At 42.6% G+C, this 10237-nt stretch carries 9 protein-coding genes and 1 pseudogene; all 10 read left to right on the plus strand.

What is annotated here, in order from left to right:
• Positions 1-128: 128 nt before the first annotated feature.
• The 10 genes and pseudogenes from RAC86_RS01715 to RAC86_RS01760 all read left to right on the plus strand — a co-directional run bounded on the left by RAC86_RS01715 (position 129) and on the right by RAC86_RS01760 (position 10192).
• Positions 129-806: an MBL fold metallo-hydrolase gene (locus RAC86_RS01715; RefSeq protein WP_072566294.1), complete on the plus strand. Its 678-nt coding sequence runs from the start codon at positions 129-131 to the stop codon at positions 804-806.
• A gap of 119 nt (positions 807-925) precedes the next feature.
• A pseudogene (locus RAC86_RS01720) lies at positions 926-1188 on the plus strand (hypothetical protein).
• Entirely contained in the window at positions 1185-2051 is an 867-nt protein-coding gene (fabD, locus tag RAC86_RS01725) for an ACP S-malonyltransferase (protein ID WP_072566295.1), read from the plus strand. Before RAC86_RS01720 ends, fabD (RAC86_RS01725) begins: the two are co-directional and overlap by 4 nt.
• Positions 2052-2555: 504 nt before the next feature.
• Positions 2556-3530, plus strand: coding sequence for an acyltransferase domain-containing protein (locus RAC86_RS01730; RefSeq protein WP_072566296.1), 975 nt, complete (start codon positions 2556-2558; stop codon positions 3528-3530).
• On the plus strand, positions 3527-5809 hold the full coding sequence (fabD, locus tag RAC86_RS01735) for an ACP S-malonyltransferase (RefSeq protein ID WP_072566297.1): 2283 nt from the start codon (positions 3527-3529) through the stop codon (positions 5807-5809). Before RAC86_RS01730 ends, fabD (RAC86_RS01735) begins: the two co-directional genes overlap by 4 nt.
• Positions 5810-5897: 88 nt before the next feature.
• Entirely contained in the window at positions 5898-6146 is a 249-nt protein-coding gene (locus RAC86_RS01740) for an acyl carrier protein (RefSeq protein WP_014113852.1), read from the plus strand.
• Complete coding sequence (locus RAC86_RS01745; protein WP_072566298.1) at positions 6124-7371, plus strand: beta-ketoacyl synthase N-terminal-like domain-containing protein; 1248 nt, start codon at positions 6124-6126, stop codon at positions 7369-7371. Before RAC86_RS01740 ends, RAC86_RS01745 begins: the two co-directional genes overlap by 23 nt.
• Positions 7372-8634 carry a polyketide biosynthesis 3-hydroxy-3-methylglutaryl-ACP synthase PksG gene (gene pksG, locus RAC86_RS01750; RefSeq protein ID WP_014113854.1) on the plus strand — a complete coding sequence of 421 codons (1263 nt, stop codon included), beginning with the start codon at positions 7372-7374 and terminating at the stop codon, positions 8632-8634. It abuts the gene before it with no gap.
• Positions 8622-9401 carry an enoyl-CoA hydratase/isomerase gene (locus RAC86_RS01755; RefSeq protein WP_072566299.1) on the plus strand — a complete coding sequence of 260 codons (780 nt, stop codon included), beginning with the start codon at positions 8622-8624 and terminating at the stop codon, positions 9399-9401. The genes pksG and RAC86_RS01755 overlap by 13 nt, the downstream gene beginning before the upstream one ends.
• Before the next feature lie 41 nt (positions 9402-9442).
• A complete protein-coding gene (locus RAC86_RS01760; protein ID WP_072566300.1) occupies positions 9443-10192 on the plus strand; it encodes a polyketide synthase in 750 nt (249 codons plus the stop codon).
• Positions 10193-10237: the final 45 nt, after the last annotated feature.

Here is a 10237-nt window from a genome sequence, read left to right on the forward strand (position 1 = left end):
CAGAAGGAACAGGGTCTCTGAAAAAAATGGAAAACAATCATGCTGTTTGGTAAAGTGGAATGAAAGACGACTGAGGGTTGAACAGTTTGCCCATCATTTAAGAACTTTACATGATAGGAATGGTGTAAATGAATCTTACGTATAAGGTACATCCAATTAAAACTAGGTATCAGGGCTGGACGAATTATTGCTATATCATTGAAGATATTGTAAGCAGATCTGCAATTGTTGTTGATCCCTCATGGGAACTGAGTAAAATAACAACTAAACTTTCCGAGCTGGATGTTGAATTAACAGCAATCGCATTGACACACTCTCATTATGATCACGTTAACCTGGTAGAGCCGCTGACGAAGATGTTTAACGTTCAAGTTTATATGTCGAAAAAAGAAATTGATTATTATCAATTCAGCTGCCGAAATTTAATTGGCTTGCATGATCATCAGACGATCAGCATAGGCAACACAAGAGCGCAATGCCTTCTCACACCGGGGCATACAGCCGGCGGAATGTGTTATTTGTTTTCTGAAAGTATGTTTACCGGAGATACGGTATTTACAGAAGGGTGCGGCATATGTGAGGATGATGGAAGTTCTGCAGAAGAGATGTTCAGAAGCATTCAAAGGATTAAGTCGGAGGTTTCTCCCTATGTACGGGTTTATCCTGGTCACTCATTTGGCAAAACACCCGGCCATACGATAGAGGATCTTTTTCAGTATAATATTTACTTTCAAATTGATAAAAAAGAATATTTTGTGAAATTTCGCACTCGTAAAAACCAAAAAGGTATTTTTGATTTTAAATAAGCCTTCTGAATCTATTATCCTATTTTCCTTCGAATATCTAAATGATTGGTCATTTTTAAAATGATTATATAGAACGATTTTATTTATTTCGAACAAGGCTCAGGAGATAAGTAAAGCGTATTCTCATCATATCCGCGCCCTATACGTGATACAGGTCATTTTTCTTATGTTCTGCTATATCCCCTGATCCTTTATGCCTCAATTGAAAAAATCAGGAAAACAATCAAGTAAACTGTAGGAAAAATTAACTTGACGGATAATATTTACAGAGGTTACCATCAACATGAACATGCTACTATTTATCCGGTCATCACTATTTTTTATAAAATGATACAGAAGTGAAACACATCTACTAATTGGAAAGGTGGCTTTGAGAGAATGATCACATATGTTTTTCCGGGCCAGGGTTCACAGAAACAGGGAATGGGCAGCGATCTATTTGATGAATTTAAAGAACTGACGGCTCAGGCAGATGAGATCTTAGGATATTCAATCAAACGTCTTTGCATGGAAAATCCTTATTCCAATTTAAACAAAACGCAATTTACCCAGCCGGCATTATATGTGGTAAACGCATTAAGCTATCTGAAAAAAATCAGGGAAGAAGAAGCTAAGCCTGACTTTGTCGCCGGGCACAGCTTGGGTGAGTACAATGCGTTATTTGCAGCTGGAGCCTTTGATTTTGAGACAGGTTTAAAGCTTGTCAGAAAAAGAGGCGAGCTGATGAGTATGGTGAGCAACGGCGGTATGGCCGCTATTATGGGATTAAATGAAGAGCAGGTTGCAAAGGCTCTGAAAGAATATCATTTACACGATGTTGATATCGCCAATGTGAACGCCCCATATCAAATTGTGATTTCAGGAAAAAAAGATGAGATTGAAAAAGCCGCATCTCTTTTTGAAACGATGACTGAAGTTACAATGGTACTCCCCTTAAACGTAAGCGGCGCGTTTCATTCCAGATACATGAATAAAGCAAAAGAAGAATTCGAACAGTTCCTTCAAACCTTTCATTTTTCACCTCTGTCTATCCCGGTTATTTCGAATGTGTATGCCAAACCGTATACATACGAATTAATGAAGCAAACGCTGGCTGATCAAATCAATCATTCAGTGAAATGGACTGAGAGCATAAGCTACTTAATGAAAAAAGGCCAAATGGAGTTTGAGGAAATAGGACCTGGAAATGTTTTAACAGGGTTAATTCATCGCATAAAAAAAGATGCGGAGCCAATGCCCCGCTAAAACGAATTGTTCCTGAGACCCATGCACCGTATGAACAGGCTAAGGACAGATTTTCTTTTATTAAGGTATAAAGTTTTGGAGATGTAATCGTTCTAAAGACACTGTTTCTGAATGAATAAGTTTATATACTGTTACATAAAGAGGCTGATAAAACATATCCGCACGATATTTGAACTATGTCCAGTCAGCCGGCATATCATGACAGACCATCGCTCTCACATCAAGATGGCCTTCTATTTAACCGCACCCAAATCATAGAGTCGATGTTCTTTGCTGATCCTGTCATTATGTTATATCAATTTTGAGATATCAACATACACCTAGACCACTTCAAATAGAGCCGCATCCAGAGCACCAAAAGCAATCCTCCTAAAAGTTGATTCTTCTTATTTTTTACATTATGTCTTTTCAATTAAATATTACATTTCACTCGCTGCTGTGTATTGTATACATTGAGAGAAATCTAAATAGCCGTCATAAATATAAAAAAAGTAGGTTATGCATATGAATGAACCGCTCGTTTTTATGTTTTCCGGACAAGGTTCCCAGTACTATCATATGGGGAAGGAATTATTTAAGGAAAATATCGTGTTTCGTCAATCGATGCTTGAAATGGATGCCATTGCAGCGCAGCGAATCGGAACATCCATTGTTGAAGAAATTTATCATCCGGCTAAACGTGTGGCGGAACCGTTTGACAGCCTTCTTTTTTCCCACCCTGCAATCTTTATGGTTGAGTATTCTTTATACAAAGTTTTAGAAGATAGGGGAATCTATCCTGATTACGTATTGGGATCAAGTCTGGGAGAATTCACATCGGCCGCTGTTTCAGGTGTGTCAGACGCAGAGAATATACTGGATTGCATACTTGAACAGGCTATAGTTATCCAAAAATCTTGCGATAAAGGGAAAATGCTTGCCATTCTTGATAAACCGCAATTACTGAATGATTATCCGCAGCTGTTTGGAAATAGTGAACTCATTTCTATCAATTATGATTCGCACTTCGTCATTTCTGGTGAAGAAGAAAACATAAAGCAGATCATGGAGGCTTTAAAAGAGAAACAGATTCTTTGCCAGCTGCTGCCTGTGTCTTATGCCTTTCATTCTTCGCTTATTGATCCGGCAGAAAGCGCCTATGCAGAATTTTTGAGATCAATCTCTTTTAAAAACCCGTCAATACCGGTTATATCGAGTTTAACGGGAAGCTGCCTTTACGAAATGGACAAGCATTTCTTTTGGAATGCGGTCAGAGAGCCAATGAAATTTCGCGAAGCGATTCGATATTTGGAAAGCCAGCATACATGCCGGTTTATCGATTTAGGTCCGTCCGGCACCTTAACTGCTTTTGTGAAACAGCTGATCCCGGGAGATTCAACTAACCGCTGCTGCTCGATTATGACACCATTTCATCAGGAGCTGAAAAATCTGAATACGGTTGAGTGTTTCCGTAGACCAGAAAGGAAGTTTACAAGATGATTACATATGTTTTTCCAGGGCAAGGCTCCCAGCAAAAGGGGATGGGACAAGGGCTATTTGAACACTATCAGCATTTGACTGACCAAGCAGATCAAATATTGGGCTATTCAATAGAAAAGCTCTGTACTGAAAAATCCTATTTGGATTTAAACCATACTCAGTACACGCAGCCGGCTTTGTACGTCGTCAATGCACTCAATTATTTGAAGAGGGTAGAGGAGACCGGCAGAAAACCTGATTTTGCGGCCGGACATAGCTTAGGAGAATACAATGCGCTGTTTGCAGCGGGTGCATTTGATTTTGAAACAGGATTAAGACTTGTCAAAAAAAGAGGCGAACTGATGGGACGAATTACAGGAGGCGGAATGGCTGCTGTGATCGGCTTGAATAGGGAACAAGTTACAGCCGTTTTAGAAGAGCACCGTCTCCATGACATTGATGTGGCAAATGAAAATACGCCCCGGCAAATTGTGATTTCCGGCCAAAAAAAAGAGATTGAAAAAGCCCGAACGGTTTTTGAAAACACCAAGGATGTAAAGCTGTTTCATCCTTTAAACGTAAGCGGAGCTTTTCATTCCAGATATATGAATGAAGCAAAACAGGAATTTAAGCAATTTATTGACTCATTCCATTTTAGGCCTTTGGCTATCCCGGTTATCTCGAATGTCTATGCAGAGCCGTATCGTCAGGACAGGTTAAAAGAGACGTTATCTGAACAAATGGACAGCACAGTGAAATGGACGGGCAGCATACGTTTTCTGATGGGAAGAGGAGAAATGGAGTTTGAAGAGATCGGGCCTGGAACTGTGTTAACCGGCCTCATCCATCGTATTAAAAATGAAGCAGAACCATTAACACATGCACCCGATAAGAAACATGCTTCAAGTCATCCAGAAGCTGCTGACCATCGACCTAATGTTCAAGCTGGGATTACGGCAGAGTCATTAGGAAGTGATGAGTTTAAACGGGATTATCATCTTACCTATGCTTATCTTGCAGGAGGAATGTACCGCGGCATTGCTTCGAAAGAAATGGTAGTAAAGCTGTCAAGAGCGGGAATGATGGGGTTCTTTGGCACAGGCGGCCTGAGCCTGAATGAGGTTGAAGATGCCATCCTCACCATTCAAGGGGAGTTAGGGGAAGGACAAGCCTATGGCATCAATCTCGTCCACAATATGAAACATACTGAATCAGAAGAAAAAATGATTGATCTGTTATTAAAGCATCAAGTGAGAAATGTAGAAGCTTCAGCATTTTTAAGTGTCACTCCCGCATTGGTAAGGTATCGCGCAAAAGGAGTGAAACGAAACCACAATGGTGAAATTATACGCTCAAATCGTATCATTGCGAAAATATCACGGCCGGAAGTTGCAGAATCATTTCTGAGTCCTGCGCCTGAGAATATGCTGCAAAAGCTTTTAAGAGAAAATAAAATCACTGTGAATGAAGCTGAATTATTACGGTGCATTCCGATGGCTGACGATATTTGTGTGGAAGCTGATTCAGGCGGTCATACAGATGGCGGTGTAGCATACAGCCTGATGCCGGCGATGACATCATTAAGAGATGAAATGATGAAAAAATATCAATATCCGAAAAAAATTAGAGTTGGTGCAGCTGGAGGAATTGGAACGCCTGATGCAGCGGTGGCAGCTTTTATGCTTGGTGCGGATTTTATTGTTACAGGCTCAATCAATCAATGTACGGTTGAGGCGGCAACAAGTGATAAAGTAAAGGATTTGCTTCAGCAGATGAATGTACAAGATACAGCCTATGCGCCTGCAGGCGATATGTTTGAATCGGGCAGCAAAGTGCAAGTGCTGAAGAAAGGCGTGTTCTTTCCGGCGCGGGCAAGCAAATTATATGAACTGTACCAGCGATATGGGTCAATACGTGAGCTGGATGCAAAGACGTTGACTCAGCTTGAAGAGAAATACTTCAAACGCAGTATAGAAGATATATATGAAGATATTACATTACATTATCCCGCGGCAGAAATTGAGAAGGCTGAACGAAATCCGAAACATAAAATGGCTCTGATTTTCAGGTGGTACTTCAGATACAGCTCCAACTTGGCAATCAACGGAAGCGAACATTCGAAGGTCGATTATCAAATTCACTGCGGTCCGGCTTTAGGAGCTTTTAATCAATGGGTAAAAGGATCGGAATTAGAAAACTGGCGCAATCGCCATGTGGATGAGATCGGAAAAACATTAATGACAGAAACGGCAGCATTGCTTCATGAACGGATGCAATCAATGTATCAACCTTCGTATTAATCAGATAGCAGAAGATCAATAGTTAGAATATTGCGTAAATATACCTATAAAAATGGCTAAAATGATCCCTTGAAGGAGAGAGCGCGTTATGGATAAACAGAGAATCTTTGAAGTGTTAGTCACCAATATTTGCGAGGTACTTCCTGAATTAGACGGACACAGTTTTGCGCCTGAAGATCAGTTAGTTCAGTTAGGAGCTGACTCTGTAGACAGAGCAGAGATTATCACAATGGTGCTCGAGGATCTATCATTAAAAATTCCCCGTATTGAGCTGTCCGGGGTGAAAAACATTGGCGAATTAGCTGAGGTGCTTTATGACAAAGTGCAATCTGTCTGAGGTGGTGGTGACCGGTGTAGGCGTCACTGCCGCCATTGGTCAAGGGAAAGAGGACTTTGCTTCCTCGCTGCTGTCTGGCAGGCATGCCTTTGATGTCATGAAGCGTCCAGGCAGACAAAAAGACAGCCAGTTTATCGGAGCTGAAATTGCGTCATTGTCCTATCCCGACCGACTCTCTAAAAAATTGTTGCGAAAAGCGTCATTTTCCAGCCGTGCTGCATTGGTAACTCTCTCAGAGGCTTGGGAGGAGGCTAAATTAGACGATACCGATTCTGCACGTATCGGACTTGTAGTCGGTGGATCAAATTTTCAGCAGAGAGAAACCTTACAGCTTTATGAAAGTTATCAAGATCGCCCTGGCTTTATTTCGCCGTCGTATGGCCTGTCTTTTATGGATAGCGACCTTTGCGGGCTATGCACAGATCAGTTTGGCATCACGGGCTTAGCTTATACGGTGGGAGGAGCCTCCGCCAGCAGCCAATTAGCAGTCATTCATGCGATTCAGCAAGTCTTATCAGGTGAGGTTGATGTTTGCATAGCACTGGGTGCATTAATGGATCTTTCTTACATGGAATGCGAAGCGCTCAGGGCTTTAGGCGCTATGGGAACGGACAAATATGCTGATGAGCCTGAAAAAGCGTGCCGCCCCTTCGATCAGAACAGAGACGGGTTTATTTATGGAGAATCATGCGGCGCATTGGTGATAGAACGAAAGGAGACGGCTGTACGCCGAGGTGTTAAACCTTATGCAGCATTGTCTGGATGGTCAATCAAACTAGACGGGAACCGGAATCCCGATCCTTCTTTAGAAGGAGAGATTCATGTCATCCAGGAGGCGCTGGAGCGTGCAGGTCTTTCACCAGAAGAGATTGATTATATTAATCCCCATGGAACAGGTTCTTTTATTGGAGATGAAATTGAATTAAAGGCACTGCATGCATGCCGGCTTTCCCATGCTTATATAAATGCAACTAAATCGATAACCGGGCACGGCCTTAGTGCTGCGGGCATTGTAGAGATTATTTCTGTTCTGCTGCAAATGAGAGAATTTGCCCTGCACCCGAGCCGGAATTTGGATCATCCGATCGATGATTCCTTTCATTGGGTAAATGAGAAATCGATTTCATACCGCATCAAAAATGCGCTGAGCTTAAGTATGGGGTTTGGCGGAATGAACACCGCGGTTTGTATACAAAACATTGAGAAATGTGGAGGCGAATCATAAATGGTTTCAGCCGGAATAGAAGCGATGAATGTCTTTGGCGGAACGGCATACCTTGATGTCATGGAACTGGCCAAATACAGACACTTAGATACTGCCAGATTTGAAAATTTATTAATGAAAGAAAAAGCGGTAGCATTGCCTTATGAAGATCCAGTAACCTTTGGAGTCAATGCAGCTAAGCCGATTATTGATGCTTTATCCGAAGCAGAAAAAGAACGGATTGAATTGCTGATCACTTGCTCTGAATCCGGGATCGACTTTGGGAAATCGTTAAGTACATATATCCATGAATATTTAGGACTTAACCGCAACTGCCGTTTGTTTGAGATTAAACAAGCATGTTATTCAGGAACCGCGGGATTTCAGATGGCGGTGAATTTTATATTATCCCAGACTTCTCCGGGTGCCAAAGCACTGGTTATCGCCAGTGATATTTCACGTTTTTTAATCGCTGAGGGCGGAGACGCTTTAAGTGAAGACTGGTCTTATGCCGAACCGAGCGCCGGAGCGGGAGCGGTGGCTGTTTTAGTAGGCGAAAATCCCGAGGTGTTTCAAATAGATCCAGGAGCAAATGGCTATTACGGCTATGAAGTGATGGATACCTGCCGTCCCATTCCCGACAGTGAAGCGGGAGATTCTGACCTGTCTTTAATGTCATATCTGGATTGCTGCGAACAAACCTTTCTGGAATACCAAAAACGTGTACCGGGTGCGAGTTATCAGGACACGTTTCAATACCTTGCTTACCATACACCATTTGGCGGGATGGTGAAAGGTGCGCACCGAACAATGATGCGCAAGGTGGCGAAGATGAAAACAGCTGAGATTGAAACGGATTTTTTAAATCGGGTTATGCCAGGTTTAAACTACTGCCAGCGGGTTGGAAATATTATGGGAGCTGCCTTGTTTCTGGCATTGGCAAGCACGATAGACCAAGGGCGGTTTGATTCGCCTAAACGAATCGGCTGTTTTTCCTACGGATCAGGCTGCTGTTCTGAATTTTACAGCGGAATTACAACTCCGCAAGGCCAGGAGCGCCAGCGCTCATTTGGCATTGAGAATCATTTAGATCGCCGGTATCAGCTCTCTATGGATGAGTATGAGCTGCTGTTTAAGGGGAGCGGGATGGTGCGGTTCGGGACACGCAATGTAAAGCTGGATTTTGAGATGATACCGGGCATCATGCAGTTTACAAAAAAGAAGCCGCGCTTGTTTTTAGAAGAAATTTCTGAGTTTCATCGGAAATACAGGTGGATCTCGTGACCTATCAAACGATAAAGGTCCGCATTCAAGAGTCGGTTTGTTATATCACATTTCACCGTCCTGAAGCGAATAATACGATTAATGACACACTTATTGAAGAATGTTTACAAGTGTTAAACCAATGTGAAACATCATCAGTTACGGTTGTTGTTTTAGAAGGGCTTCCCGAGGTATTTTGCTTCGGCGCGGATTTTCAAGAAATCTATCAGGAAATGAAAAGTGGCAGAAAACAGGCAAGGTCCCAAGAGCCTCTCTATGATTTGTGGCTGAAATTACAGACCGGCCCTTATATCACGATTTCGCATGTCAGGGGAAAAGTGAATGCCGGCGGCCTTGGATTCGTATCGGCTACAGATATTGCCATTGCTGATGAAACGGCGTCATTCAGTCTCTCTGAGCTGTTGTTCGGTCTGTATCCGGCTTGTGTTTTACCGTTTCTGATCCGCCGGATTGGCAGACAGAAAGCACATTATATGACCCTGATGACAAAGCCGGTTTCCGTTCAGGAAGCCAGTGAATGGGGATTAATAGATGCGTTTGATGCTCAAAGTGAGGTTCTGCTGAGAAAGCATTTATTGCGTTTGCGGAGGCTGAATAAAAAGGGAATCGCGCGTTATAAACAGTATATGAGCTCACTTGATCATCAGGTCAGCCATTCGAAACCCCTCGCTTTAACTGCAAATCAAGACATGTTTTCTGATCCTCAAAACCAAATGGGACTCATCAGGTATGTTGAAACAGGGCAATTTCCATGGGAGGATCAGTAATCATTTGAAACGTTGACAATCAGAACCGTTAGGAGGACATCATGACGCATTCTGTTGTAGAGCTCATCGAAATCGAGCCCGCCATTATTCAGGTAAAGATGCATGACCGCACTCATAAAAACGCGTTTTCACAAGAACTTACAGATGGTTTAATTCAAGCGTTTGAATTCATTCGTCAGCAACCCAATTATAAAGCGGTCATTTTGACAGGATATGATAATTATTTTGCTTCAGGAGGAACGCAAGAAGGTCTGCTTCGAATTCAGCAAGGATTAACCAAGTTCACGGATGACAATCTTTATTCTCTGGCGCTGGATTGCGAGATTCCGGTCATTGCGGCCATGCAGGGCCACGGAATTGGAGGCGGCTTTGTCATGGGGCTCTTTGCTGACATTGTCATTTTAAGCAGAGAGAGTGTGTATACGGCTAATTTTATGAAATACGGATTTACGCCTGGAATGGGTGCTACCTTTATCGTGCCTGAAAAACTGGGATTCAGCCTGGCCCAGGAAATATTAATGAATGCGGGCAGCTATCGCGGAGCTGATCTTGAAAAAAGAGGGGTTCCTTTTAAAGTTCTGCCCCGGGCGGAAGTAGTAGATTATGCGGTGGAGCTGGCGCATGAACTGGCGGAAAAGCCGAGAAACTCATTGGTTACATTAAAAGATCATTTGGTGGCCCCGCTTCGTGAGCAGCTGCCGCGCGTCATAGAACAGGAAGTGATAATGCATGAGAAAACATTTCATCATGACGAAGTCAAAACGAGAATCAAAGGTTTGTATGGAAATTAACTGAGAATCTACATAAAAATTCGCAGGTGAAATGGAGGCAGCGCG

Source organism: Bacillus sp. LR_5, assembly GCF_042709275.1.